Consider the following 26,433-nt stretch of genomic DNA (forward strand, 5'->3'; position numbering starts at 1 on the left):
TCTCGGTCTCCGCATCTGCATGCGCGCTCACCGACCCAACCACAGCTCGATCCGATGCTCCAGCCCGTGATCCCGCAGCGGAATCCGGAACTCGCCCGTGTCCAGCGCTTCGATCGCCAGCTCGCGATCGCTGCGCGAGGTCTTCGCCAATGCGTTGAACTCGGCGGCGTCGAGCTGACGCAGCTGGATGCGGTAGAGGCTGGCGCCGAAGCGGTAGTCGATGCGGTAGTCGGCCCACTCGGCCGGAATGCAGGGCCGCAGGATCAGAGCGTCGCCCTCGCGCTGCAGGCCGAGCAGGGATTCGGTCAGCAGGCGGTACATCCAGCTGGCTGAACCGGTGTACCAGGTCCAGCCGCCGCGGCCGACGTGCGGGGCGACGGCGTAGACATCGGCGGCCAGCACATAGGGTTCGACCCGGTAGATATCGGCCGCTTCGCTTCTCAGGCTGTGCTGGATCGGGTTGATCATCCGCGCCAGCTGCCAGGCGCGTTCGCGATCGTCGAGCTTGGCGAAGGCCATCGCCGCCCACACCGCCGCATGGGTGTACTGGCCGCCGTTCTCGCGCACGCCCGGCACATAGCCGCGGATGTAACCGGGGTCGTGGTGGGTGTGATTGAAGGGCGGGTCCAGCAGCTGGATCAGGCCGGCGTCGGCGCGGACCAGATGGGTATGCAGCGAATCCATCGCCTGGCGCGCGCGGGCCTCTGGGGCGGCGCCTGACAGCACGGCCCAGCTCTGCGAGATCGAGTCGATCCGGCATTCGTCGCTCGTCGCGGAGCCCAGCGGCGTGCCGTCGTCGTACCAGGCGCGGCGGAACCACTTGCCGTCCCAGCCGTGCTGGTCGAGATCCTGGCGCAGCAGCTCCGCGGCGTCGGCGCATTCGCCGGCGAAGCCGCTGTCACCGCGCCGCTGCGCGACCTCGACAAACCGGCTCAGCACCTCGAACAGGAAGAAGCCCAGCCACACGCTCTCGCCTTTACCCTCGGCGCCGACCCGGTTCATGCCGTCGTTCCAGTCGCCGCTGCCGATCAGCGGCAGGCCGCGCGCGCCGAGCAGACGGATACCGCGCTGCAGGGCGTGTACGCAGTGCAGGTAAAGCGGCTGCTGCAGTCCGGAGACCAAGGGCAGGTCGTAGTAGGACTCTTCATCGGCATTCAGCGGGCGGCCTTCGAGATAGCTGACCGGCTCGTCAAGCACGCTGTCGTCCGCGGTGACGCTGAGATAGCGACAGGTCGCCAGCGGCAGCCACAGGTAGTCGTCCGAACAATGCGTGCGCACGCCGCGGCCCTGCGGCGGGTGCCACCAGTGCAGCACATCGCCTTCGACGAACTGCTTGGCGGCGCTGCGCAGCAGGTGCTCGCGAGTCAGCGCCGGCTGGGTGTGCACGGTCGCCATGGTGTCCTGCAGCTGGTCGCGGAAACCGAACGCACCGCCGGACTGGTAGAAGCCGCTGCGGCCCAGGCAGCGGCTGGCCAGAGTCTGGTACAGCAGCCAGCCATTGGCGAGCAGATCGAGACTGGGCTCCGGCGTGCTGACCTGCAGCTGGCCGAGGGTCTGCTGCCAGTAGGCGCGCACGTCGCGCAGGGCGGCATGCGCGGCGGCGCTGCCCTGGCTGCGCAGCGACAGTGCGCTGGCGTCCTGTGCGTCAACGCCGACGCCAAGCCGGAAGCAGGTTTCGAAGTGCTGGTCGGGCGCAAGCGTGAATTGGATCTGGATCGCGGCGCAGGGGTCGAGGCCGACCCCGAGCCGTCCTGACAGGCGCTCGCGGCCCAGCGCGGCGGGCTCGGCGAGGCTGCCATTTCGGCCCAGGAACTCGCAGCGGTCGCCGGTTATGCTGCGCAACTCGGCATCGGCATCGAAGAACGCGACCCGGCCGTTCAGCGTGTCGCTGTAGTGGTTGTGCGCGCGCACGGCGCCGCTGACTGGGTCGAGGTCGGTGCACAGGTGCATCTGGGTGCGCAGACGCAGATCGCCCATGACCCACTCGACATAGCCGGTAGCCGAAAGCTGGCGCGGCCGGCCCGAGCGGTTGAGCACTTTCAGCAGTGAGAACTTGACCGCGTCGTCGCGGGCCACGAACACCCACAGCTCGCTGGCGATGCCGTCCTGCTCGTGCGAATACACGCTGTAGCCGAAGCCATGGCGAGTGCGGTAGTCGCCGCGTCCGCGCCGCGGCAGCGCCATCGGTGACCACACCTCGCCGCTGTCTTCATCGCGCAGGTAGAAGGCCTCGCCGCTGACATCGGCCACCGGGTCGTTGTGCCAGGGCGTCAGGCGGAAGGTGTGCGCGTTCTCGAACCAGGTGTAGCCGGGCGCGCTCTCGCTGACCACGCTGCCGAAGCCGGCATTGGCCAGCACGTTGCACCACGGCGCCGGGGTGGTCTGGCCGTCGCGCAGATGGATCACGTATTCGCGGCCGTCGGCGCTGAAGCCGCCGAGCGAGTTGTCGAACTGCAGCGGCCCGCTCGGCTCGGCGTGGTCCGCGTACGGGCCGGACTCGGTCTCGGAGCGGGTCGGTGCGATCGGGTAGTGGGTCTGTTGCAGGGCATGGGCGCCCGCATCGTCGCCAGCATCATCGTGCCGGATGAAGGCTTCGCCGGTGCGCAGCGGCGGCGGGGTGCGTTCCAGTGCGGGGCGACGGTCCATCTGCGCCAGCAGGGTGCCGTGCTGATCGCTGACCACCACCCGCGCCACCGACTGCACCAGGATGCGTTCTTCCTGCGAGATCTGCTGGATCGGGCGGACGAAGATGCCGCCGGGCTTGTCGAGCACATTGCCCTCGGGCCCGGCCGAGACCAGGGCCAGGATCTGGTCCTGCAGCTGCTGGCGATAGCCGGCCTGATCCTCGTTCCAGATCACCAGGTCGACCTGCAGGCCTTTCAGACGCCAATAGGCATGGGCCTGAACCATCTGCCGGACCAGTTCGATGTTGGCGATATCGGCGATCTGCACCAGCACGATCGGCAGATCGCCCGAGATCGCATGTCGCCACAGGCCGGACTGGCCGCGGCGGTTCTGTCGCAGCACGGCGGGTTCGGCGCGCAGCAGTGGATGGGCGAACACCATCAGCCCGGCCAGACGCTCGTACAGCTGGGCATCGGCCTGCGAGGCATTGATCTGCAGGCGAACCACCTGGCAGTGGGTCCAGGCGAGGTCGAACACACGATTGGCCAGGGTGCGGTCGCGATACTTGTCGATCAGGTCGGCGCAGTCCTGCCGATCGCTGCCGACCCCGGTCACCATGTCGATCACCGCGGTCTGGTCGGGCTGCAGCAGCAGCTGGCAGCGGATCGCGATGATCGGATCGAGTACCGAGCCGGCGCTGCCGGAAAGTGCGCCGCGCGGGTGCGGCTGGCCTGCAGCGTTCAATCGCGTCGTGTCGCCAAACAGCGCCGCCGGGCTCAGCGCCTGCGGGCTGCGCGTGCTGCCGCCGCGGCCGAGAAACCGGCTGCGATCGGTTTCGTACGAGACCGCGAGCAGGTCGACATCGTGCGCCGCCAACAGATGCAGCAGCCACGGCGGCTGTTCCTCGTGCGAGCGCGGGCGTCGGGTGCACAGCAGGGCTTGTTTGGCGGCAATGATTTCGGTCTGCACAAACAGATTGCTGAACGCCGGGTGCAGTTCATCGGCCAGCGGCGGCGCCAGCGCGACTTCGGCATACGTGGTGATCTCGATCCGGCGCGGGTGGCGCGAGCGGTTGCGCAGGTGCAGGCGGCGCAGCTCGATGTTGTCCTCGGGCGAGACCGCGATCTCCAGATGGGTTTCGATCTCGTGCAGGCGGGTGCGGTACTCGGCCTTGGCGTCGGAGAAGATCGCCTCGTAATGCTCGAACTCGGCGCAGGTCGGCTGAAAAGTTGCCGACCAGAAGCTGCCGCTGTCGAGATCGCGCAGGTAGCAGAAGTTGCCCCAGTGGTCGCGGGTGGCGTCTTCGCGCCAGCGCGTCACGGCCATGTCGCGCAGGCGGCTGTAGCCGCCGCCGGCGCTGCTGAGCAGGCTGTGGTAGCGGCCGTTCGACAGCAGCTGTACGGCGGGACGGCTGCGATTGGGGTCGCGGATGATGCGCAGCTGGGTCTCGGCGGCGGTCGATGCGGCGCGGGTGTCGTTGGCTTCGGCTTGATGCGGGTGGAAGAAGCCGGCGTTGGGGATGCGCTCCTGCAGCAACAGCAGGGTGGCCTGGATTTCAGGGTCGGCGCAGAAGCGCTTCTGCATCGGCTGGTCGTGCAGCAGATGCGCCAGCGCCAGCAGACCCATGCCCTGGTGGTGGGCCATGAACGAGCGCACCACCGCATGCGTCTGGCCTCGCGGAAGTCGTTCAGGGGTGTAATCGATCGCCTCGTACAGGCCGAACCGGCCGGCGAAGCCTTCCGCGCTCAGCCGCTGCAGGTTCCGGCAGGCCTCGGCCGGCGCCACCATCAGCGCCATCATGCTGGCGTAGGGCGCCACCACCCGATCCTGGCTCAGGCCGCGCTTCAAGCCGAGGCCGGGCACGCCGAACGCGCGGTACTGGTAGTTCAGACGGGCATCGCGGGCGTTGTAGCCGGATTCCGAAATGCCCCAGGGCAGACCGTGACGCTGCGCGTAGACGATCTGCGCGTGCACCGCGTGGCGGGCGGTTTGATCGAGCAGGGTGTCGGGATAACTCGGCATCACCAGCTGGGGCATCAGGTACTCGAACATCGAGCCGCTCCACGACAGCAGGGTGGCCTTGCCTTCGGTCGAGGTCAGCAGGCGGCCGAGCGCGAACCAGGTCTCCTGCGGCAGCTTGCCCTGGGCGATGGCGACGAAACTGCACAGGCGCGCTTCGGAGGCCAGCAGGTCGTAGTGGCCGCTGTCGAGCTGGCGCTCCTGCACGCTGTAGCCGATCGACAGCAGGCGGCGGCCGCGGTCGTACAGGAAGTCGTAGTCCATCAGCGCGAACTGGCCGGCGCGATGGGCCAGGCGCGACAGCGCCAGCACGCACTCGCCGGCGCGCTGGCGCACCAGGGTGCTTTTCGAGGTGGTGGTGAGCTCGCGCAGGCTGGGAATGCGCATCGGCTGCGCCTCGGCACTGGCGACTTGATCGGCCACTGCGGTGTGCAGCCAGGGCGCCAGCTGCAGCAGTTCGGCGTGCGCGTTCGCGCAGTCCTGCTGCAGCTTCTGTGGCCAGTGCGGCTCGATGCCCGCGGAGCCATCAGCGCGTGGCGGCCACGCACTGAGGACATCCGCCGCCAAGGTGTCGAGTGCGGCGAGCGTGCCGGCCGCGGCCTGCAGGGTCAGCGGTGGTGTCACCCGCTCCAGCTGCAGGCGAATGCGGAAGGCGGTGATCGTGGCGTCCAGCGTCGCCGGAAGCTCGCCCACCGGCAGTCGCGCGCGGGCTTCTTCGAGTACGCCCAAGGTGTCGGCCAGGCCCTGCAGCGTGGCCGGCGCCAGAATCGGCGCATCCAGCAGCGCCAGCAGGCCCTGGCGCAGGGTGAGCAGATGGCCGGCGAGGTTGCCGCTGTCGACGGTCGAGATGTACAGCGGCTGCAGCGGCTGCAGTGTTTCGGTGTCGTACCAGTTGTAGAAGTGACCGCGGTGACGCGGCAGGCGATCAAGGCTGTCGAACACCGCCTGGGTGCGCTCGATCAGGCCGCGGGTCTGCAGGTAGCCGAAGTCGCGCGCGGCCAGATTGGCCAGCAGCGACAAGCCGATGTTGGTCGGCGAGGTGCGCCGCGCCACCACCCAGGCCGGATGCTCCTGCACATTGTCCGGCGGCAGCCAATGGTCCTGCGCCTGCACCTGGGTTTCGAAAAAGCTCCAGGTGCGGCGCGCCAGCCGACCCAGAAAGGCGAGCTCGCTCGCCACCAGCGGCGCTCGTTTATGTGCCGGCGCGCGGCCCAGCCAGGCCATCAGCGCTGGCGCCAGCAGCCATAAGCCGAGGATCGGCCCTGCCACCCACAGGGCTGCCGGGTTGAGCTGCGACAGCAAGGCGGCGCTGAGCACGGCAAACACTGGCGCGAACCACATGCTGCGCAGCTCCGCGCTGCCGCTTGAGCCCAAGCTGCGTTCGACCTCGCTGGACGGGTTCCACTGCAGCAGCCGGCGCCGGCTGATGCTGATCCGCCACAGGCTGCGTGCGGCAGCGCCAAGGCTGTACCAGCCCTCGTAGCACAGGCAGGCCACACCGACCAGGGCGCCGGACAGCCGGCGCAGCGCGGCGCTGATCACGTGATTGAAGTGCGGGCGCACGGCCATGCCGACCGGTTTGTCGACCAGGGCCGGGATCGCCGGCAGCAGCACCGGCAGCAGCAGCACGCCGAGCAGCCACAGCGTCCACACGAGCGGCGCATCGAGCACGCTCCAGCCGATCAGCAGCAGAACAGTCAGCGCGGCCGGCACCAGGCTGCGGCGCAGGTTGTCGATCAGTTTGCCGCGCGACAGCAGGCTCAGCGGGTTGCGCTCGAAGCCGCCGGCGGCGCGTGGTACCCAGGGCAGCAGCCAGGGCAGCAGCTGCCAGTCGCCGCGGATCCAGCGGTAGCGGCGTTTGACGTCGCTGGCGTAGCGCGAGGGCGGCGCCTCGTACAGCCACACATCGCTGACCAGGCCGGCGCGGGCGTAGCAGCCTTCCAGCAGGTCGTGGCTGAGGATGCGATTGTCGGGCAGGCGCTCCTGCAGGGCGTACTCGAAGGCGTCTACGTCGTAGATGCCCTTGCCGACGAAGGATCCTTCGCCGAACAGGTCCTGATACACGTCCGAGGTGGTGCGGGTGTACGGGTCGATGCCGGCGCTGCCGCCGAACAGCTGGGCGTAGCGCGAGACCGCACCGCCGCCGTTGCCGCTGCTGCCGACGCTGGGCTGCAGGATGCCGTAGCCGCGGCTGACCTTGCGCCGGTGCGGGTCGAAACGCGCGCGGTTGAGCGGATGCGCGAGCGTGCCGACGAATTCGCGCGCACTGTCGCGCGGCAGGGCGGTGTCGGTGTCGAGGGTGATCACGTAGCGCACGTTCAGCAGTGGCCGGATGTCACCGACCACGCGATCGAAGCGGGTCTGGGCCTCGTCGTGGGTAGCGCTGCGCAGCAGCCGGTTCAGCGCCGACAGCTTGCCGCGCTTGCGCTCGAAGCCCATCCACACGCCCTCGCGCGGATTCCATGTGCGGGGCCGGTGGAACAGGAAGAACAGGTCACCCTCGGCGTCCGCGTAGCGCGCATTCAGCCCGGCGATGCCGGCCTCGGCCTGGGCCACCAGCGCAGCGTCCGTGGGCAGATGCTGCTCGGTCGAATCCAGCAGATCGGTCAGCAGTGCGAAGTGCAGATGGGGGTTGCGGTTGCCGAGAAAGCGCACCTCCAGGCCTTCGATCAGGGCGGCCACGCCGCGTGCATTGCTCAGCATGCTCGGCACCACGACGAGAGTGCGCGCCGAGCTGGGGATGCCTTTCGAGTAGTCGAGCCGCGGCAGCGGCTGCGGTACCACCAGTCGGGTCGCGGCCCAGTTGACCAGGGCGATGCCCAGCTCGCTGAACGCGATCAGGCCCAGCAAGGCGACCAGCCAGGGCAGGGCGCCGTCGGTGTGCGCAGGGTGCAGCTGTGCCAGCAGGGCAGCGGTGAACGCCGCGGAGATCGCCGCGATCGGCAGCAGGTAGATCCGCAGCGGCAGCCGCCGCAGCTGCAGCCGCAATGGCCGACGCACCCCACCGGCGGCGTGCCCGGCCTCGGCAATCGCGCGCCGGCTCTGTGCCTGCCCATCGTCGATCAGGTAATAGCCGACATGGGCTTCGATGCTGTCCATGCTGGCCGCAGAGGCGGCATGCGCCTGCGCCAGCTGCAGAACAATCTGGGCGACCTCAAGCTCGCGCGCGCCAGTCTGCAGGGCCATCCGCTCGATCGCATGCCGATAGCGGTCGCGGGTGGCGAAGTCCATCTGCGTGTAGGTGCCGGCAGGGTCCTTGCGCAGGGTCTGTTCGACCGCGCTCAGGGTTTCGACGAATTCGCGCCAGTCCATGTTGGCGAGGAATCGCAGACTGCCGATGCTGTTGCTGATCGCGACCTGATCGACCGCCTGCTGCTGGCTGTCGGCATGGACCAGGGTCTCGATGCTTTGGCCGGCATCGGCCAGCCACTGGTCGATCCAGCTGATCGACATCGCCAGCGCGGCGCTGCGGCCGTGCAGACCGCGGCTCAGTTCAGCGACGAAGGCGCCGGTCAACGGCGGCTCCGAGCGCGCCAGATCGGCGATCACCAGTACGATGTCCTTCGGGTGCAGGGCGCTGGCTTCGCTCAGACGAGCCGCCCACAGCCCGGCCACGCGCCGGTCGAGCGCCGCGCCCATGACCCGGTCGCTGACGCGACGCAGGTTCTCGATCAGGGCCAGTCGCAGCATGATCGGGATCGCCCACAGCTCGCCGAGCTTGAGCGGAGTCACGGTCTGATAGGCGGCAAAAAAGCGGCTGATGGCTTCGGCGTCGATGCGGCCGTCGGCGTGGCGGATGCTGTCGCTGGCGAGGTCGTAGACCCGCGGCAGATGCGCCGACGGGCCGTGACTGAGCGCCGGCAGCTCGCGGCTGTAGCCGGGCGGCAGATGTCGGCGCGCGGTGCGTACCTGCTCCTGGATCACGTAGTGATTGTCGAGCAGCCATTCGCCGGCCGGGGTGATCCGCAGTTCGTCCTGCACCATCTCGGTCAGCACCGCACAGCTGGTGTCGATCCGGGTTTCGTTGGAGCGCAGCCGCGCCAGCAGGCGATCCGGCCGCCGGCCCGTATGCAGCCGATGCAGGCGCCCCAACGCCTGGCCGCGCAGTTCGATCTGCTCGCCGCCGAGCAGCCGCTGCCGCGGCCCAGTCTCAATGTCATGCAGGTGCGCAACACGCGCCTGCTCGCCCTGCTGCAGCAGTCGGCGCAGGCGCATTCGCCACCGCTTGAAACGTTTGGGCATCGTAGGCATCAGGTGTCCTGTGGTGGCCGCGAACGGTGCCGGCGAGACAACGCCGGTGCAGTCGATCGAGCACATCGGCGCTGCGCCGAAGGCGACGCCGGGCGCATCGATGCGGTTCGCGGGAGCCGGCTTCCGCACCGTACCCCCACCGTGTTCGGCTGTATGTGCGGAGGCGGACAGACCAATCCCGGACGCAGTCGCAACCTGCACATCCGACGGCCGAGCACTATTCGTGGCCTGTGGGCAAATACTTGTCTGCGAGTGAACCATGCACCTGACACTCAACCCGCACCCTTCTGGCCAGCGGCTGTGGCTGGACAGCATCAGCCGCGACCTGCTCGACAGCGGCCGGCTGGCGCAGTGGATCGACCAGCTGTCGATCAGCGGGCTGACCTCCAACCCGGCGGTGTTCGAAGCCGCCCTGACTGGCAGTGATGCCTATGCCGCCGACATCCGCGCGCATGCCGGCGATGGCCTGACCGATGAGGCGGTCCTGATCGAGCTCATCCTGGCTGACCTGCGCCGCGCCGCAGACCTGCTGCGGCCGCAGTTCGATGCCAGCGGCGGGGTCGATGGTTGGGTCTCGATGGAGATCTCGCCGATGCTGGCCTTCGATGCCGAAGCCAGCATCGCTGCTGCCCAGCAGCTGCACGCGCAGGCCGCGCGGCCGAACTTGATGATGAAGATTCCCGGCACCGCGGTCGGCCTGCGCGCGGTCGAGGCGCTGACGTTCGCAGGTATGCCGACCAACACCACCCTGCTGTTCTCGCGCGAGCACTACCGCGCGGCGGCCGAGGCCTATCTGTGCGGCATCGAGCGCCGCGTGGTGGCCGGCCTCTATCCCTGCGTCGGCGCGGTCGCCTCGGTGTTCATCAGCCGCTGGGATGTGGCCGCACGACCGCACCTGCCGCTTGCCCTGCACAACACACTCGGCATCGCGATCGCCGGGCGGATCTATTCGTTCTACCGCCGACTGTTGTCCTCACCGCGCTGGCGGGTACTGGTTGATGCCGGCGCGCAGCCGCAGCGCCTGCTCTGGGCCAGCACCGGCAGCAAGGATGAAACCAGCTCACCGACCCTGTACGTGCAGGCGCTGATCGCCGCCGACACGATCAACACCCTGCCGGAGGCGACCCTGCTGGCCTGGGCCGAGGCTGCTGGCAGCGCTGCCGACGGAAGCCCAGACGCCGGTGCCGAGGGCCTGAGTGCCGACGCCGAAGCCGCCGAGGCCCGCCTGCGCGAGATCGCTGCCGCCGGAGTCGAAATCGGTCAGCTGGCCGACCGGCTGCAGCTCGACGGCATCACCGCCTTCGTGCAGTCGTGGCGGCATCTGCTGCGCATGATCGCGGCTCAGCGCGCATGAATCCGCCCGCGCCGCTGCTCGATGTCGCGGCCCTGCTCAGCGCCTATGCCGATCTGCAGCCGGATGCCGGGGTGCCCGCGCAGCGGGTGGCGTTCGGCACCTCGGGCCATCGCGGCAGTGCGTTCGCGCGCAGCTTCAACGCCTGGCATGTGCGGGTGATCGTGCAGGCGATCTGCGACTTCCGCCGCCTGCACGGCATCGACGGCCCGCTGTATCTCGGCATCGATACTCATGCGCTGTCGCAGCCGGCGTTCGAAGACGCGCTGGAGGTGCTGGCCGGCAACAACGTGCACACCTGCATTGCGGCCGGTGGCGGCTTCACCCCGACCCCGGCGATCTCGCACGCGATCCTGGCCCACAACCGCGGCCGTCGTTCCGGCTGCGCGGACGGCATCGTGTTGACGCCCTCGCACAACCCGCCGGAATCCGGTGGGCTGAAGTACAACCCTCCCCACGGCGGCCCGGCCGAGACCGCCGTCACCGGCTGGATCGAAGCGCGCGCCAACGGCCTGCTGGCGGCGCCTGCCGGGGTGCGGCGGATGCCCTATGCGCAGGCGCTGCGCGGCACGCGCACGCACGATTTCCTGCACAGCTACGTGGAGGATCTCGGCGAAGTCATCGACTTCGATCTGATCCGCAGCGCTGGGGTTCGCATGGGCGTGGATCCGCTCGGCGGTGCAGGCGTCGACTACTGGCAGCCGATTGCCGAGCGCTATGGTCTCGATCTGCAGGTGCTGAGCCTGCAGGTCGATCCGCAGTTCGCTTTCATGAGCCGCGATTTCGATGGGCAGATCCGGATGGATCCGTCCTCGCCGCAGGTGATGCAGGGGCTGATCGCGCGCAAGGACGAATTCGACATCGCCTTCGCCTGCGATACCGACCACGACCGCCACGGCATCGTCACCCCCAGCGCCGGCCTGCTGCCGCCGAATCACTATCTCGCGGTGGTGGTGGACTACCTGCTGCGCGCGCGGCCCGACTGGTCGCTGTCGGCAGCGATCGGCAAGGCGGTGGTCAGCAGCGGGCTGATCGACCGCGTGGCACACCGGCTGCGGCGGCGGGTGATCGAGGTGCCGGTCGGGTTCAAGTGGTTTGTCGACGGCCTGCTTGACGGGCGCCTGGCGGTGGCCGGAGAGGAGAGCGCGGGGATCAGTTTCCAGCGCCGCAGCGGTGGCGTGTGGACCACCGACAAGGATGGCTTCGCACCTTCACTGCTGGCCGCCGAGATCACTGCGCGCAGCGGCTGCGATCCGGGCGCCTGCTACCGCGCGCTGACCGGCACCCTCGGCATGCCGCATGCAGCGCGGATCAGTGCACCCGCCACGCCGGCGCAGAAGACGCAGCTGGCGGCGCTGCGGGCCTCGCAGGTCGCTGCGGTCGAACTTGCCGGCGAGCGGGTGACCCAGGTGCTTGAGCGCGCACCCGGCAACGCCGCGCCGATCGGCGGCATCAAGGTCTGCACCGCCAACGGCTGGTTCGCGGCGCGGCCTTCCGGCACCGAGGATCTTTACAAGATCTACGCCGAGAGCTTCCGCGACGAGGCCCATTTGCAGGCGTTGCTGGTGCAGGCGCAGAGCCTGGTCGACCGCGCGCTGGCCAGTTCGGCCGCGCTGGCATGAGTGCCGCCGCGCGGCTGCTCGGGACGGCCCGGTGAACCTCGCCGATCCACCGCACGGTGCGCAGGTGCTGGCGATCAACAGCGGATCGTCCAGCATCCGTTTCGCCGTGTACGCATCGGCCGCGCCCTGGCGGCGAGTGCTGTTCGGCAGCCTGGAGCGGATCGGCAGCGTCGCCGCCACGCTGACGGTGGAGCACGGCGATCGCGCTCACGCGGGCGATCCCGCACGCGATAACGATCACGCTGACGGCCCGACGAGCATTCGCACGCGCGCGGCGGTCGCTGACATCGCCGTGCCCGCGCTGGCCGATCACTCCGCCGCCGCCGAGTTTCTGCTCGGCTGGCTGTCGAAGGCGATCGACATGAGCGGACTGGCCGCGGTCGGCCATCGGCTGGTGCACGGCTTTCGTCATTCCGCACCAGTACACGTCGACGCCGCCCTGCGCGCCGAGCTGCGCGAGATCAGCCCGCTGGCGCCCGAGCATCTGCCGCGCGCGCTGGCGCTGATCGATGCCTTCGCGCAGCGTTGTCCGGCCCTGCCGCAGGTGGCCTGCTTCGACACGGCGTTCCACCACAACATGCCGGCGCTCGCGCAGCGGCTGCCGATTCCACGTCGGTTCGATGCAGCCGGCGTGCGTCGTTTCGGGTTTCACGGGCTGTCCTATGCCTACCTGCATGACGAGCTGGAACGCATCGCGGGCGCCGATGTCGCCGACGGTCAGCTGGTGCTGGCGCAGCTCGGCAACGGCGCCAGCCTGGCCGCGCTGAGCATGGGCCGCAGTGTCGATACCAGCATGGGTTTCAGTCCCAACTCCGGGCTGATGATGGGCACCCGCAGCGGCGACCTCGACCCCGGCCTGATGGCCTACCTCGCCGCCCGCGAAGGCTTGAGCACGGCCCAGCTGCAGAACCTGTGCAGCCACCAGTCCGGCCTGCTCGGCGTCTCGGAAACCAGCGCCGATGTGCGCGAGCTGCTGGCGCTGGAGGCGACCGACCCGCGCGCGGCCGAGGCCCTGGCGCTGTTCTGCTATCGGGTGCGCAAGGGCATCGGTGGTTTCGCGGCGGTGCTGGGCGGCATCGACACCCTGGTGTTTTCCGGCGGCATCGGCGAGCACGCGGCGCCGATCCGCGGGCGCATCTGCAGCGGGCTGCAGTTTCTCGGCATCGAGCTGTGCGCCGAGCGCAACGCGCGCGGCGCGGCGGTGATCTCGACCGATGACAGCCGCGTCTGCGTGCGGGTCATGCGCACCGACGAAGAACAGATGATCGCCCGCTCCACCGGCCGCGCACTGGGCCTGCGGCCGTGACCCGGCTGTTTGGCCTTCGATCGGCGAGCACTGGGTACGCGGGCGCACCGACCCGCTGCTGGCTGGCGACGACACTGCTGCGCGCACTGATGTTCACCGTAGCGCCACCGAAGGATGTCCCATGCAGATCGATGTGATCAACGTTATCGCCATGAACAGCCCCGGCTGCGCCAGCCGGGTCACCCGGATGCTGCGAGCGATCCACGGCGTCGATGAGGCGCGCGTCTCGCTGGTCCGCGCCGAGGCCGTGATCGAGTTCGATGAGTCACTGTGTTCGCCCGAGCAACTGCGCTGGGCGGTGCAGGCAGCTGGCTACGGGGTTGAAGGTACGCGTCGGGCGCAGACCCGTGGGCGGGCCGCAGCGGATGCGTGAGCTTCCGGCCGATGCAGCCAATGCCAGCTCGTTCAGCACCGAGGAGCTGCCGGCAGACGCGGCCGATCCGTTGGCGGTGATCAGCAACACCCTCGATGCCGATCAGCTGCGCCTGATCGACGCCAGCTGGCGCGCTGCGAACTACCTTTCGGTCGGCCAGATCTACCTGCTCGACAACCCGCTGCTGCGCGAACCGCTGCGGATCGAACACGTCAAGCCGCGTCTGCTCGGTCATTGGGGCACCACGCCGGGCCTGAACTTCATCTACGTGCATCTGAACCGGGTGATCAAGGCGCTGGATCTGGACATGATCTACATCGCCGGCCCGGGCCATGGCGGCCCGGCCCTGGTCGCCAGCACCTACCTGGAGGGCAGCTACAGCGAGGTGTATCCGGCGGTCTCGCAGGATCTCGATGGCCTGCAGCGATTGTTCAAGCAGTTCTCGTTTCCCGGCGGCATTCCCAGCCACGTCGCGCCGCAGACTCCGGGCTCGATCCACGAGGGCGGCGAACTGGGCTATTCGCTTTCGCATGCGTTCGGCGCCGCGTTCGACAACCCCGAGCTGATCGTCGCCTGCGTGATCGGCGACGGCGAGGCCGAGACCGGCCCGCTGGCGACCAGCTGGCATTCCAACAAATTCCTGAACCCGGTCCACGATGGCGCGGTGCTGCCGATCCTGCATTTGAACGGCTACAAGATCGCCGGCCCGACCGTGCTGGCGCGGATCCCCCACGCCGAGCTGGAAGCGCTGCTGATCGGCTACGGCTACACGCCGTACTTTGTCGAGGGCGAGGTGCATGAGGACATGCACCAGCGCATGGCGGCGACGCTGGATGCCGCGATCGCCGAGATCCGCCGCATCCAGGCCGAGGCGCGCGAGCACGGCTTCAGCGTTCGCCCGCGCTGGCCGGTCATCGTGCTGCGCTCGCCCAAGGGCTGGACCGGGCCGGCGCAGGTCGATGGGCTACAGACCGAAGGCAGCTTCCGCTCGCATCAGGTGCCGATGGGCGATATGGATCGGCCCGGCCATCTCAAGATCCTCGAAGACTGGCTGCTGAGCTACCGCCCCGAGGAACTCTTCGATGCGAGCGGCCGGCTGCTGCCGGAGCTGGCCGAGCTCGCGCCGGTCGGCAGCCGGCGGATGGGCGCCAACCCGCACGCGAATGGCGGCCTGCTGCTGGTAGATCTCGCGCTGCCGGATTTCCGCAGCTATGCGTTGAGCGTGGACGCACCGGGTGCCGTATTCGGCGAGGCCACTCGCCAGCAGGGCCAGCTGATCCGCGATGTCATCGCCGGCAACCGCCACACCTTCCGCGTGTTCAGCCCGGACGAGGCCAGCTCCAACCGCTGGGACGCGATGTTCGAGGTCACCGCGCGTTGCTCGACTGCCGAGATCCACGCCGATGATGTGCATGTCGCCGCCGACGGCCGGGTGCTGGAGATGCTCAGCGAGCACCAGTGCGAGGGCTGGCTGGAGGGCTATCTGCTGACCGGCCGGCACGGCTTCTTCTCGTGCTACGAGGCCTTCATCCACATCGTCGATTCGATGTTCAACCAGCACGCCAAGTGGCTGGATGTCGCCAGCGGAATCCCCTGGCGCGCGCCGGTGGCTTCGCTCAACTACCTGCTGTCCTCGCACGTCTGGCGCCAGGACCACAACGGCTTCAGCCATCAGGACCCGGGCTTCATCGATCTGGTCGCGAACAAGAAGGCCGCGATCGTCCGCATCTATCTGCCGCCCGATGCCAATACCCTGCTGGTGGTGACCGACGAATGCCTGCGCAGCCGTGACCGCGTCAACGTGATCGTCGCCGGCAAACAGCCTTCACCGCAGTGGCTGGACATTGATGCCGCGATCCAACACTGCGAGGCCGGCATGGGCATCTGGCATTGGGCCAGCAACTGCGGCGTTGCCGCGCCCGATGTCGTCCTCGCCTGCTGCGGCGACGTGCCTACGCTGGAGACCCTGGCCGCGGCGGCGATCCTGCGCGCCGAGCTGCCGGAACTGCGGGTGCGCGTGGTCAATGTGGTCGATCTGCTGCGTCTGCAGCCGGCCAGCGAACATCCGCAAGGCCTGAGCGATGAGGCCTTCGATGCGCTGTTTGGCACCGACATACCGATCATCTTCGCCTACCACGGCTATCCGCTGTTGATTCATCGTCTGACTTATCGACGCCGCGGTCATGCGCATCTGCATGTGCGTGGCTTCAAGGAAGAGGGCAGCACCACCACGCCCTTCGACATGGCGGTGCTGAACGACCTCGACCGCTTCCATCTGGTGATCGACACCCTCGATCGCTTGCCGCAGTCCAGCGCGCGTGGCGACGCGCTCAAGCTGCGTCTGCAGCAGAAGCTGATCGAGCACCGCAGCTACATCGAAGCGCACGGCGAAGACCTGCCCGAGATCCGCGGCTGGCGTTGGCCGCAGGGGCTGTAAGCCTGCAGGCTTGAACGATGTCCGAGTCGGTGTGGGTGCCGGAGTCCGTGCCGCTGCGGAGTGGTAGAGCCGCTGAGCAAGCTCCGCTGTACAACGGAGCTGCGGGCCTTCGGTGATTGATCGCCATACGGTAGTGCGCACGTCTTGTGGAGCCGAGCTTGCTTTGTTGCAGCCCTCGGGCGAAGCGACTGCCAGTCGGGTTCATGGGCGGTCGCCGCTCTGCAGGCGCTGCCCCGCCTGCGTGAACCAGCTCAGCACGCGCCCGTGATGCTCGCGCCCGTAGTGGCGCAGAAACTGCGAGGTGCTGTGCAGCTGCGGGTCACCCAGCTCGCGCACGCGCATCGCCACGAATTCCGCGGTCAGCGGGATGCGGCAGATGTGCTGGATGCAGTGCCGCCATTCTTCGTAGCTGGTGGGGATCATGTTGTGCTCGCGCTGCGGTAGTATTTGGAACGTTATAACAAACATACCGAGTTCGCCATGGCTGCCGCCACCGCTGTACCGCTCCCTGTCACCGTGCTCTCAGGCTTTCTGGGCGCAGGCAAGACCACCCTGCTCAACCACGTGCTCGGCAACCGCGAAGGCCTGAAGGTCGCGGTGATCGTCAACGACATGAGCGAGGTCAATATCGATGCCCAGCTGATCCGCGACGGCGGTGCGGAGCTGTCGCGCACCGAGGAGACCCTGGTCGAGTTCAGCAACGGCTGCATCTGCTGCACCTTGCGCGAGGACCTGCGCAACGAAGTGCGGCGCTTGGCCGCCGAAGGGCGATTCGACTACCTGCTGATCGAATCGACCGGCATCAGCGAGCCGATGCCGGTGGCTGCCACCTTCGGCGTGCGCGACGAGGACGGCTTCTCGTTGGCGGATGTCGCGAGACTGGACACCCTGGTCACCGTGGTCGATGCCGAAACCTTCACCCGCGATTTCTGCTCCAGCGAGCGCTTGCGCGAGCGCGGTCAGGCGGCTGGCCCCGATGACGAGCGCGGTCTGGTCAATCTGCTGGCCGAGCAGGTCGAGTTCGCGGACGTCATCGTGCTGAACAAAACCGACCGCGTCGATGCAGACACCCTGCAGCAGGTGCGCCAGATGGTGCGGGCACTCAACCGCGATGCCTTGTTGATCGATGCCGAGCGCGCCCGCGTGCCGCTGCGTCAGGTGCTGGGCACCGGCCGCTTCGACTTCGTGAAGGCACAGCTCGCGCCGGGTTGGATGAAGGAGCTGCGCGGCGAGCACACCCCGGAAACCGAAGCCTATGGCATCACCAGCTTCGTCTATCGCGCACGTCGGCCATTCCATCCGCAGCGTTTCCATCGGCTGGTGACCCAAGGCCTGGGCGGGGTGATTCGCAGCAAGGGTTTCTTCTGGCTGGCCTCGCGGATGGACTGGGTAGGCGAGCTCAGCACGGTCGGCGCCGCCACCCAGCACCAGGCTGCCGGCTTCTGGTTTGCTGCTCGCGATCGCGTCGATGCCGGGCGTGTCGACACGCCGCTCAAGCTCGGTGAGCGCATCAGTGCGCCGGCGCCCGACAGCGAGGATGTGCGCGATCCGACCGAGCATGCCGCCATGTTGCGCCTGTGGGATCGCGAGTACGGCGACCGCCGCCAGGAGCTCGCGATCATCGGTGTCCAGCTCGACGAGGAAGCCGTGCGCGCGGATCTCGACGCCTGCCTGCTCAGCGCGCGCGAGATGGCCCAAGGCCCACGCGGCTGGGCAAATCTTCCTGATCCGTTTCCGCGCTGGCGGCTGGGCTCGGCTGAGGACTGATGCCGTGTCCGGCGCGTGGCGCTAGAGCTTGCGTTTGCACGCCAAAGGCGAGGCTGAAGCTGCCGATACGCGATCAAACCAAGCGCTCAGGAGTACCGAGGGGTGGATTCCGCGCAGATTGGCCGCGCGGTACTGCACGCGCATCCACGAACTGGGGTGGGAGCCAATGGGCTCTCCCTTTCTGATGCCTTGATGGGGAATGCGACCGATGAGGCAACTTGCTACGGAACGGCGCTTTGCGAGCAGGCGAGTTCCCATGATCGAGCGACCCCCGCGCGATCAAACAGGCTCGGTCGCGTGCGCCAACCTTGCGTGTGGATCGCTGCCGAGCGTGCTGCATCGAGTTCATCAGCCACAGTTCAGCGTGGCGGTATGGCAGCGTCCGCTGCCCACTTTGATTCACCAGCAGATGGCAGAGCTGTGCGTGCTGATGCCGCGCCAGCAACGGTTCACGCTCAGGCCCTCCTGCGCCGTAGAGCCCGCACTCGATGCAGCCTTGAGCGCGTTTCTGCGGGCGCCTGTCGCAGCGAGCGACCCCTGGCGCGCTGACCTTCAATTGCTGCTCGCGCTGGCTCGCCAGCTCGCGCCGCAGGCTGCGCTGCGTGTGTGCATTGAAACCCGAGCCTGCAATGTCAGTGAACGATTCCATGTCGATCACGTGGCGCTGCGCTTGATTTGCGCCTATCGGGGGCAGGGTACTCAGTGGTTGCCCGAGAGCGCGATCGAGCGAGGCGGTGCGGAAGTTGGCGATTGCGGGGCATCCGTGTCGACGCTGCAGGAAATCCCCGGCGGTGCCGTGGCGGTGATGAAGGGCAAGTACTATCCAGGCCAGTCCGGCCGCGGGCTGCTGCATCGATCCCCTGCGGCGGGTGCGGACGCGCCGCGCGTCCTGGCCATGGTGGACATCGATCTGGCCTGACCGCCACGTTTGAGAGCTTGCATCTCAATCAGCGCACGCTCCGATCGCCATGCGTCCGTGATCGGCGAGCCCGCCCGAGCCGGCAGATGAACGGTTCGAGACGCACGCAGCGGCCGATGCGCCCGGGCCCGCGCCATCTGCCTGGGCGCAGCGAGCTCACGCACCGCACGCGCCATTGTTTGTGAACACGCCCTGCGCTGTTCACGACAGCCATCGGCACCTGATGTCACCGCGGAAATCCCCGTCCTCGAACAGCGGCCTGTCGCGTTCAGATGAGCGGTCTGCTGCGCCTTCCCCGTGTGACCGCGCGCTTGGCGCGCTCAACCATGGGACGGGTGCTTTCGACCTCAGATTCTTGGGCGTGGCCTGCCGACAGCAGCATTTCGTATCGCCTCGGCAGCGCAGGGGCGACCTTTCGCTGACTTCCGGCACTCTCATGTCGAGTGTTATAACGTAACTTTCGATCATCCTTGCGCCTCATCAGAACTCTGCCCGGTATACCGAACCCGATGTCCACATCCCCGTTCCACCGCGCGTCCCCCTGTTTGTTCGGGCGCTTGCCTTTGCAGGTCGCCGTTGCAGCCGCGTTGAGCACGGCGACTTGCGCTATCCATGCAGAAGGTGACTCAGGACCCTCCGCCACCACGTTGGATGTGGTCGAAGTCACCGTGAGCACCGCCACCCGAACCGAGCGGCTGATGTCGGATGTGCCGATTCGGACGGAAGTGCTGCGCAGGGAAGACATTGCCCTGCGCGCCGCGCTGGACTTCTCGCAGGCGGCTGAACTCATCAATGGCCTGCGCGTGGAGAGCAACTGCCAGAACTGCAATACCTCGGAGGCGCAGCTGCTCGGGCTGGGCGGCGCCTACAACCAGATCCTGTTCGATGGCACGCCCTTGCTGTCGACGCTGGGCGGGGTCTATGGCTTGGAGCAGATCCCAGCGGCGTTCATCAACACGCTTGAAGTGGTCAAGGGCGGTGGATCCGCGCTGTACGGTGCAGGCGCCGTTGCCGGCGTGATCAATCTGATCCCCGAGTATCCGCGCGACGACGGTGGTTTCGTGCAGGCTGGCATCGACGTACAGGACGGCGAGCCGCTGTACTCCGCTGAGGCGCGCCGCGACTTCGTGTCTGCGGATGGCCGCGGCGGGATTTCGCTTCTGGGCCAGGCGGCGCGGAACGACGCCATCGATTTCAATGACGACAGCTACAGCGAGATCACCGAGAAGCAGCAGCAGGTGTTTGGAGTACTCGGCTCATACGCGCTGAACGACAACACAAGCCTGCGAGCCGACTACCAGTTCACGCGCGAGAAGCGCCGCGGCGGCAACCGGCTCGACCAGCCCGAATGGCTGGCCAACATCGCCGAAGCGCTGGAGACGGACTACCACCGCGGCGGTGTCCGCTGGGATCAGATCGTCGACGATGACTTCGACTTTGGCATCGGCTATTCATTTGCCTACATCGAACGCGACAGCTTCTATGGCGGCCTCGGCGATGTTGTTACCGATCCGGCAGACCCGAACTACGATCCTGACGAACTCGACCCCAACCTTGCCGGCAGCGCGGCGTCCGTTTCGTTCAATCAGTACGGTAGAACGCTCAACCCGCTGCACTACATCGACAGCCAGTTCAACCTGCGGAGGGGCGCTCACGCACTGGCGTTCGGTGTCCAATACAAGCGCGAATCGGTCAAAGACAGCAATCGAAATGCACGCGGCGACACGCTGGCGACGACAGCCGAAGACACGTTCTCCAACCTCGGGGTCTACCTGCAGGATGAGTGGACGATCAGCGATGCGGCGGATCTGGTGCTGGGCGCGCGCCTGGACAAGAACTCCGCGCTTGAGGATCCGATCTTCTCGCCGCGGATCGCGCTGGCATTCCAGGCCAGCGAAGGCCTCAAGCTTCGTGCCGGGCTGTCCACGGGCTTCCGCGCGCCCGAGGTGTTCAGCGAAGACCTGCACGTGGATACGCTGGGTGCCGAACCGGTCCGCATCCGCAATGCCAACGATCTTGTAGAAGAGCGCGCGGTCACCGGCATGGTCAATCTGGACTGGCGCTCCGACCCCGCGAATCCCGTCTGGATGCTCGACCTCACCGCATCGCTGACCGACCTGCGTGATTCGTTCGTGCTCAGCGAAATCCGCGAAGACGCCGACGGCGGCCTGTTTCAAGTGCGCGAGAACTCCGCCGGTTCGCGCGTGGCGGGCCTGGAGGCCAACCTTGGCTGGCAGCCCACGGATGGACTGCGGCTGACCGCAGGGCTGGCGTGGTACCAGTCGCAGTTCGACGAGGCGCAGGTGGTGTTCGACGATACCGAGAGCGGCGGCGAGCTCGTGATCGCCACCCGCGACTATCTCAAGACCCCCGAGTGGAGCGGCTTGGCCCAGGCCACCTGGGCGCCCAGTGATGCCTGGGACGCCTACGTTGGGCTCAAGTACACGGGCAGCATGTACGTGCTCAACAACAGCACCGCGAGCTTGAATCGTACGCCGGAGTTCTGGGTCGCGGATATTGGCGCCACACGCCATTTCCACGACAGCGACGGCAAAGGCTTCGACCTGTCATTCGGCATACGCAACGCGCTGGACGAGCGGCAGCGCGACCTCGAAACGGGGGCTGGCCGCGACAGCGACTACGTCTACGGCCCACGCTTCGCGCGCACCTACTACGCCCGCCTGCGTTATGCCTTCTAGGGCGCATGGCCACAGCTGGTTGACCATGGCCAGCGTGCTGGTCATGGTCGCGATCGCGATCGCGGCCGCGGGCACTGCACGCGCGCAGGATTCTGCACTGCGCACCTCCATCGCGAATGCGCTGGTCGTGCCCAGCGAGGCGCGCTTCGAAGCCTACCGCTGGCCGCGCGAGCCGCGCTTCGTCGCGCTGTACTTCGGGGCCGAGTGGTGCGCGCCCTGCCATGCCTTTCTGCCAGACCTGAAACAGGTCCACGCCGCCCTGCGCGTGGCCGGCGCCGATACCGAGGTGGTCTACGTGAGCCTCGACAGCAGCGAGGCCGAGATGCGGCGCTACATGCGTCGACAGTCGATGCCATGGCCGGCGATCGACTATCGGCGGCTGAAGGCTCTGCCGGCAATCCGCGCCTTGGGTGGCGCTGCCCCTCCGAACCTGGTGCTGCTTGATCGCGATGGCACCGTTCTGGCCAGCGGCTGGCAAGGCCGCCGCTACCTCGGTCTGCAGTCTGTATTGGAAGCATGGCTCGCTTCGGTTTCGGAAGCGGCCGCGCCAATCTCCGCGATCGACGCGCAGGCGTCCAAAGCGCAGCCATGAACGCCGCGCGCGTTCCCTCCACCACGGCCGAGCAACTGGTGCGGAAGAATGCTGCGGCTGCCTGCGCAGCGCCATCTTCGACGACCTGATGAAGCCGCAGTTAGAAGCCGGCCGGCCTTGCTCTCGTAGGGGTCAAGGCCAACTCTGGCGTCGGCTGATCTAGCCTGTAGGTCCGTTGGGACGAGCCTGATCGTTCACTCGCGAGCAACCCTTCGGCGGCACGCATCAACCTGCGATGGAGGCGCTGCTCAGCGCTGGTGCCGCTCAAGATGCTGAAGCAGCCCCGGGTTGATCCGTCGACGACCGAACAGCCCCTGCTGGATGCCTGACAGCACGCTCAGGCTCTGGCCGCGGCTGCCGGGCAGGCGAGACAGCGGCAGGAACAGCAGGTCGCGCAGGCGGGCGATGGCGTCGTGGTCCGACTGGAACAGCGGGGTCAGCCAGCGCGACCATAGCTGGTAGCTACTGACGTGTGCACGACGCTCGGCGGCGTAGCGGGGCAGGGCGGCTTCGATCTTTGGTTCCGCGCGCAGCGCATCGCGCAGCGCCAATGCATCCAGCAAGGCCATGTTGACGCCCTGGCCCAGCTGCGGGCTCATCGCATGCGCGGCATCGCCGATCGCGCACAAGCGGCCGTGGTGCCAGCGCTTTAGCACGGCATCGCGATAGCTGGCACGGGCGAGGTCGGCGGGGTCCGCGGGCAGACCATCGAACACCTCGCGCGCCTCCGGCCAGAGCTCGGCCAACTCGCTACGCCACGTATCCATGCCGCGCTCGCGCCAAGCGTCGAAGTCGGACGTCGGCAGGCTCCAGAAGAAGCTCAGATGCGGGCTGGGATCCGCACCGCGCCTGCCCACCGGCAGCAGGCCGATCATGCGGCGGGCGCCGCGATAGCGCTGGCGTAGTTCGTCGGCATACGGCCAGTCGCCGGCCGGCAGCAGGCACCACAGGGCGCCCCAGGGGTAGGGCCGATTCAGCCGCTGCGGGCCGAGCGCATCACGCAGCTGCGAGCCGGAGCCATCGGCGGCGATGACGAGATCGAACGGACCGTGCTGACGACCGTCAGCGGTGGTCAGACGGCCGAGTTCGGGCTCGACCGATTGCACCGGCGCATCGAAATGCAGCTGGGTGGCGGTCGAGCGCGCGGCGTGCAGCAGTTGGAACAAGGCGCCGCGCTGCATGCCCAGCCCACACAGGTCCGGCTGCAGTTCGGCGTAGCGCATGTCCATGATCCGGCGCCCGTTGGGCAGGTCGCCGAACAGTCGCCGCACCGGCGCGCCCAGCTGCAGCGCGGCATCGAGCAGTTCAAGCTCCAGCAGCACGCCCATGCCGGTCGGCTGCAGCAGAAAGCCCGCACCGACCGGGCCGGGTGCGGCGACGCGCTCGAACACTTCAACGCGATGGCCGTCGCGGGCCAGCAGCAGGCTGGCAGCCTGGCCGGCACTGCCGTAGCCGGCGATGGCGATGTGCAGGGTTTTCACGCGCGGCTCCGATATCGCTGTCGCCGCGCAGTGTGCCTGCGAGTCCCCGTCTAGTAGTAGCGCAGCTGGGTCGCCTTGCCCCAGAACACCCGGTAGCTGTAGGCCGAGTAGGCCAGGATCGCCGGCAGGGTGATCGCCACGCCGAACAGGATGATCATCAGCGAACCCGGCGCCGCTGCGGCCTGGTGGATGGTGATGCGGTCGACCACGAGGTACGGGAACAGGCTGTAGGCCAGACCAAGGAAGGCGAACACGAACAGCCCGACCGAACACGCGAACGGTTGCCAGGGGCTGCGCAGTTCACCGGCGCGCATCCGCTTCAGCGCGCGCAGGGCGATGAAGAACAGCACCGCGGTGATCAGCGGGATCTGCAGCAGCAGGATGAAGTTGGGCAGGCTGAACCACTTCTCGAAGATGCGCGCGCTGACCATCGGCGTCGCAACCGAGACCGCGCCGATGCCGATGCCGGTCAGCCACAGCGCGCGCTGCGCCCAGCGCACGGCCTTCATCTGCAGCTCGCCCTCGGCCTTCATCAGCAGCCAGGTCGAGCCGAGCAGGGCATAGCCGGCCAGCAGGCAGACGCCGATGAAGCTCGCAAAGGCGAAGTTCGCCACGCTCCAGTCGAAGCCGAGGATGTAGGCGCCGAGCATGAAGCCCTGCGACAGTGCCGCCAGCGCCGAGCCGATGAAGAAGGCGCGGTCCCACAGGTGCTTGTGCTTTGCGCGTGCCTTGACCCGGAAGTCGAAGGCGACGCCGCGCAGGATCAGCGCGATCAGCATCAGGGTCACCGGCAGATACAGCGCGCTCAAGATCATGCCGTGCGCCATCGGGAACGCGATCAGCAGAATGCCCACGCCGAGCACCAGCCAGGTTTCGTTGGCGTCCCAGAACGGGCCGATCGAGGCAATCATCGTGTCCTTCTGGGCGTCGTCGGCGCCGGGCAGCAGGATGCCGACGCCGAGATCGAAGCCGTCCAGCACCACGTAGGCCAGCATCGCGAGGCCCATCAAGGCCATGAAGATTTCGGGCAGCCAGGCGCTCATGCGCGTACTCCTTCGTGGGCCTTACCTTCAGGCAAGACGCCGATCCCGGCGTCGAGCTCGCCCTTCGACGCCTTGTGCATGAGGTGGAACAGCACGCTGATGTAGGCCACCAGCAGGGCCGCGTACAGGCTGAGATACAGGCCGAGGCTGATGCCGATCAAGGGCGCCGGCACGCTGGAGGCGGCATCGGCGGTACTGACCACGCCGTACACCACCCAGGGCTGGCGGCCGATCTCGGTGACGTACCAGCCGGCCAGCGTCGCCACCCAGCCGGCGAAGGTCATGCCGACCAGCACCCGCTGCAGCCAGCGTGCGGGCTCGCCGCGGCGCTTGATCTGCCAGACGCCGAGCCAGCTCACGGCAAGCATCAGCATCCCGGTGCCGACCATCACCCGGAACGACCAGAACACCGGCGCCACCGGCGGGTGGTGCTCGAAATCGTTCAGTCCCTTGATCTCGCCGTCGAGCTCGTGAGTGAGGATCAGGCTGGCCAGCTTGGGGATCTGGATCTCGTAGTCGTTGCTGCGGGTTTCCGCATTGGGCATCGCGAACAGGCGCAGCCCCGCACCGCGCTCGGTCTCCCAGATGCCCTCCATCGCGGCGACCTTGGCCGGCTGGTGCTCCAGCGTGTTCAGGCCATGGAAGTCGCCGGCGAGGATCTGCAGCGGGATCAGCACCGCACCGAGAATCAGGCCGGTGCGCAGCGTGGCCTGCACTTCCGTGCCGGTATCGCCGCGCAGACGCCGCCAGGCCGAGAGCCCGGCGATCAGGAAGGCCACCGTCAGGCCCGAGGCCAGCAGCATGTGCACCAGCCGATACGGAAACGAAGGGTTGAACACGATCGCCAGCCAGTCGGTCGGATGTGCCTGGCCGTTGATCATCTCGAAGCCGACCGGCGTCTGCATCCACGAATTCAGCACCAGGATCCAGAACGCCGACAGGGTGGTGCCGAACGCAACCAGAAATGTCGCCAGCGTATGCACCCGGTCGGACACGCGGCCCTGGCCGAACAGCATGATGCCGAGGAAGGCGGCCTCCAGAAAGAACGCCGTCAGCACCTCATAGCCCAGCAATGGTCCCGCGATATTGCCCACGCGCTCCATGAAGCCCGGCCAGTTGGTGCCGAACTGGAAGCTCATGGTGATGCCGCTGACCACGCCCAGCGCGAAGCTCAGCGCGAACACCTTGACCCAGGTCCGATACGCCGCCTGCCATTTCGGATCCTGCGTGCGTCGCCAGCGCAGCTTGAAGAACAGCAGCACCCAACCCAACGCGATGGTGATGGTGGGGAACAGAATGTGGAAGCTGATGTTGGCCGCGAACTGGATGCGGGCGAGGAGGATGGGGTCTAGGGGGTCCATTTGAGAGCCGGGAATTGGGAATCGGGATTCGGGATTCGTTAGAGCGCGGGGTTCCGGCGAGCTCCCGATTTCCCGATCTGAGCCCCTCTCCCGTGGGAGAGGGGTTGGGGAGAGGGCGGGGTGTTGGCATGCCGATGTAACCCAGCGCCTTGGTCAGTAGAGCGGGGTTCCCGCAAGCTCCCAACTTCTCGTTCTGAGCCCCTCTCCCAGCGGGAGAGGGGTTGGGGAGAGGGCGGGGTGTTGGCATGCCGATGTAACCCAGCGCCTTGGTCAGTAGAGCGGGGTTCCCGCAAGCTCCCAACCTTTCGATCTGAGCCCCTCTCCCAATGGAGCGAACCGGGCCGCTTACGGACTCCCGGTGGGAGTCCGTGGCTCGGTGAGCCCGAGCGAAGCGAAGGTGGGGTTGGAGAGAGGGCGGGGTGTTGGCATGCCGATGCAACCCAGCGCCTTAAGTCAGTCCACCGGAACGCGTCAACCCCTTTGAGACAGCCTGTTCACCAGATAGCTGTCATTCGTTCTCCTGAGTGGCGGATTCGCTCATGCTTGCGATCTCGTTGCTTCCGAGTTCACTGGGCAGGGTCACGATG

Annotated in this window: 14 protein-coding genes; 9 read left to right on the forward strand and 5 right to left on the reverse strand. The window is 67.6% G+C overall.

What is annotated here, in order from left to right; genetic code table 11:
* Window positions 1-27 precede the first annotated feature (27 nt).
* Entirely contained in the window at window positions 28-8,895 is an 8,868-nt protein-coding gene (locus tag ACIQ7H_RS13330; protein ID WP_395792252.1) for a GH36-type glycosyl hydrolase domain-containing protein, read from the reverse strand.
* Between the two features lie 259 nt (window positions 8,896-9,154).
* Here ACIQ7H_RS13330 and tal point away from each other — a divergent pair, with 259 nt between their 5' ends.
* From tal to ACIQ7H_RS13355, 5 genes are all read left to right on the forward strand, one after another.
* Window positions 9,155-10,249 (forward strand): transaldolase, encoded by a 1,095-nt coding sequence (gene tal, locus ACIQ7H_RS13335; protein ID WP_395792254.1) that lies wholly within the window; start codon window positions 9,155-9,157, stop codon window positions 10,247-10,249.
* A complete protein-coding gene (locus tag ACIQ7H_RS13340; RefSeq protein ID WP_395792256.1) occupies window positions 10,246-11,868 on the forward strand; it encodes an alpha-D-glucose phosphate-specific phosphoglucomutase in 1,623 nt (540 codons plus the stop codon). Before tal ends, ACIQ7H_RS13340 begins: the two co-directional genes overlap by 4 nt.
* A 31-nt stretch (window positions 11,869-11,899) precedes the next feature.
* Entirely contained in the window at window positions 11,900-13,174 is a 1,275-nt protein-coding gene (locus ACIQ7H_RS13345) for an acetate/propionate family kinase (protein ID WP_395792258.1), read from the forward strand.
* A 121-nt stretch (window positions 13,175-13,295) separates the two neighbouring features.
* A complete protein-coding gene (locus ACIQ7H_RS13350; protein ID WP_395792260.1) occupies window positions 13,296-13,547 on the forward strand; it encodes a heavy-metal-associated domain-containing protein in 252 nt (83 codons plus the stop codon).
* Window positions 13,540-15,984, forward strand: coding sequence for a phosphoketolase (locus ACIQ7H_RS13355; protein ID WP_395792262.1), 2,445 nt, complete (start codon window positions 13,540-13,542; stop codon window positions 15,982-15,984). The genes ACIQ7H_RS13350 and ACIQ7H_RS13355 overlap by 8 nt, the downstream gene beginning before the upstream one ends.
* A 201-nt stretch (window positions 15,985-16,185) precedes the next feature.
* On the opposite strand, the gene ACIQ7H_RS13360 is transcribed toward ACIQ7H_RS13355, so the two are convergent.
* On the reverse strand, window positions 16,186-16,407 hold the full coding sequence (locus tag ACIQ7H_RS13360; RefSeq protein WP_395792264.1) for a hypothetical protein: 222 nt from the start codon (window positions 16,405-16,407) through the stop codon (window positions 16,186-16,188).
* Between the two features lie 57 nt (window positions 16,408-16,464).
* Here ACIQ7H_RS13360 and ACIQ7H_RS13365 point away from each other — a divergent pair, with 57 nt between their 5' ends.
* The 4 genes from ACIQ7H_RS13365 to ACIQ7H_RS13380 all read left to right on the forward strand — a co-directional run bounded on the left by ACIQ7H_RS13365 (window position 16,465) and on the right by ACIQ7H_RS13380 (window position 21,961).
* The gene (locus tag ACIQ7H_RS13365; protein WP_395792266.1) at window positions 16,465-17,751 is read left to right on the forward strand and encodes a GTP-binding protein; all 1,287 of its coding nucleotides are present in this window, start codon (window positions 16,465-16,467) and stop codon (window positions 17,749-17,751) included.
* 256 nt (window positions 17,752-18,007) lie between these two features.
* On the forward strand, window positions 18,008-18,670 hold the full coding sequence (locus ACIQ7H_RS13370) for a DUF1826 domain-containing protein (RefSeq protein WP_395792276.1): 663 nt from the start codon (window positions 18,008-18,010) through the stop codon (window positions 18,668-18,670).
* Window positions 18,671-19,179: 509 nt separating this feature from the next.
* Window positions 19,180-21,369, forward strand: a complete 2,190-nt coding sequence (locus ACIQ7H_RS13375) for a TonB-dependent receptor plug domain-containing protein (protein ID WP_395792268.1) — start codon at window positions 19,180-19,182, stop codon at window positions 21,367-21,369.
* Between the two features lie 25 nt (window positions 21,370-21,394).
* Window positions 21,395-21,961, forward strand: a complete 567-nt coding sequence (locus ACIQ7H_RS13380; RefSeq protein ID WP_395792270.1) for a thioredoxin-like domain-containing protein — start codon at window positions 21,395-21,397, stop codon at window positions 21,959-21,961.
* A gap of 248 nt (window positions 21,962-22,209) precedes the next feature.
* On the opposite strand, the gene ACIQ7H_RS13385 is transcribed toward ACIQ7H_RS13380, so the two are convergent.
* The 3 genes from ACIQ7H_RS13385 to ACIQ7H_RS13395 are packed head-to-tail and all read right to left on the reverse strand — an operon-like array spanning window position 22,210 to window position 25,846.
* A complete protein-coding gene (locus tag ACIQ7H_RS13385; protein WP_395792278.1) occupies window positions 22,210-23,433 on the reverse strand; it encodes an FAD-dependent oxidoreductase in 1,224 nt (407 codons plus the stop codon).
* A 59-nt stretch (window positions 23,434-23,492) separates the two neighbouring features.
* Window positions 23,493-24,485 (reverse strand): cytochrome d ubiquinol oxidase subunit II, encoded by a 993-nt coding sequence (locus ACIQ7H_RS13390; protein WP_395792272.1) that lies wholly within the window; start codon window positions 24,483-24,485, stop codon window positions 23,493-23,495.
* Complete coding sequence (locus tag ACIQ7H_RS13395; protein WP_395792274.1) at window positions 24,482-25,846, reverse strand: cytochrome ubiquinol oxidase subunit I; 1,365 nt, start codon at window positions 25,844-25,846, stop codon at window positions 24,482-24,484. The genes ACIQ7H_RS13390 and ACIQ7H_RS13395 overlap by 4 nt, the downstream gene beginning before the upstream one ends.
* Window positions 25,847-26,433 lie beyond the last annotated feature (587 nt).

Source organism: Aquimonas sp. (assembly GCF_044377145.1).
Taxonomy (GTDB): domain Bacteria; phylum Pseudomonadota; class Gammaproteobacteria; order Xanthomonadales; family Xanthomonadaceae; genus Aquimonas.

Bases quoted from the DNA above. Each gene is read 5' to 3' on its own strand.
- ACIQ7H_RS13365 (WP_395792266.1), top strand. From the start codon at position 16,465: ATGGCTGCCGCCACCGCTGTACCGCTCCCTGTCACCGTGCTCTCAGGC.
- ACIQ7H_RS13340 (WP_395792256.1), top strand. From the start codon at position 10,246: ATGAATCCGCCCGCGCCGCTGCTCGATGTCGCGGCCCTGCTCAGCGCC.
- ACIQ7H_RS13390 (WP_395792272.1), bottom strand. From the start codon at position 24,485: ATGAGCGCCTGGCTGCCCGAAATCTTCATGGCCTTGATGGGCCTCGCG.
- ACIQ7H_RS13395 (WP_395792274.1), bottom strand. From the start codon at position 25,846: ATGGACCCCCTAGACCCCATCCTCCTCGCCCGCATCCAGTTCGCGGCC.
- ACIQ7H_RS13375 (WP_395792268.1), top strand. From the start codon at position 19,180: ATGTCCACATCCCCGTTCCACCGCGCGTCCCCCTGTTTGTTCGGGCGC.
- tal (WP_395792254.1), top strand. From the start codon at position 9,155: ATGCACCTGACACTCAACCCGCACCCTTCTGGCCAGCGGCTGTGGCTG.
- ACIQ7H_RS13330 (WP_395792252.1), bottom strand. From the start codon at position 8,895: ATGCCTACGATGCCCAAACGTTTCAAGCGGTGGCGAATGCGCCTGCGC.
- ACIQ7H_RS13380 (WP_395792270.1), top strand. From the start codon at position 21,395: ATGGCCAGCGTGCTGGTCATGGTCGCGATCGCGATCGCGGCCGCGGGC.
- ACIQ7H_RS13350 (WP_395792260.1), top strand. From the start codon at position 13,296: ATGCAGATCGATGTGATCAACGTTATCGCCATGAACAGCCCCGGCTGC.
- ACIQ7H_RS13355 (WP_395792262.1), top strand. From the start codon at position 13,540: ATGCGTGAGCTTCCGGCCGATGCAGCCAATGCCAGCTCGTTCAGCACC.
- ACIQ7H_RS13370 (WP_395792276.1), top strand. From the start codon at position 18,008: ATGATCGAGCGACCCCCGCGCGATCAAACAGGCTCGGTCGCGTGCGCC.
- ACIQ7H_RS13360 (WP_395792264.1), bottom strand. From the start codon at position 16,407: ATGATCCCCACCAGCTACGAAGAATGGCGGCACTGCATCCAGCACATC.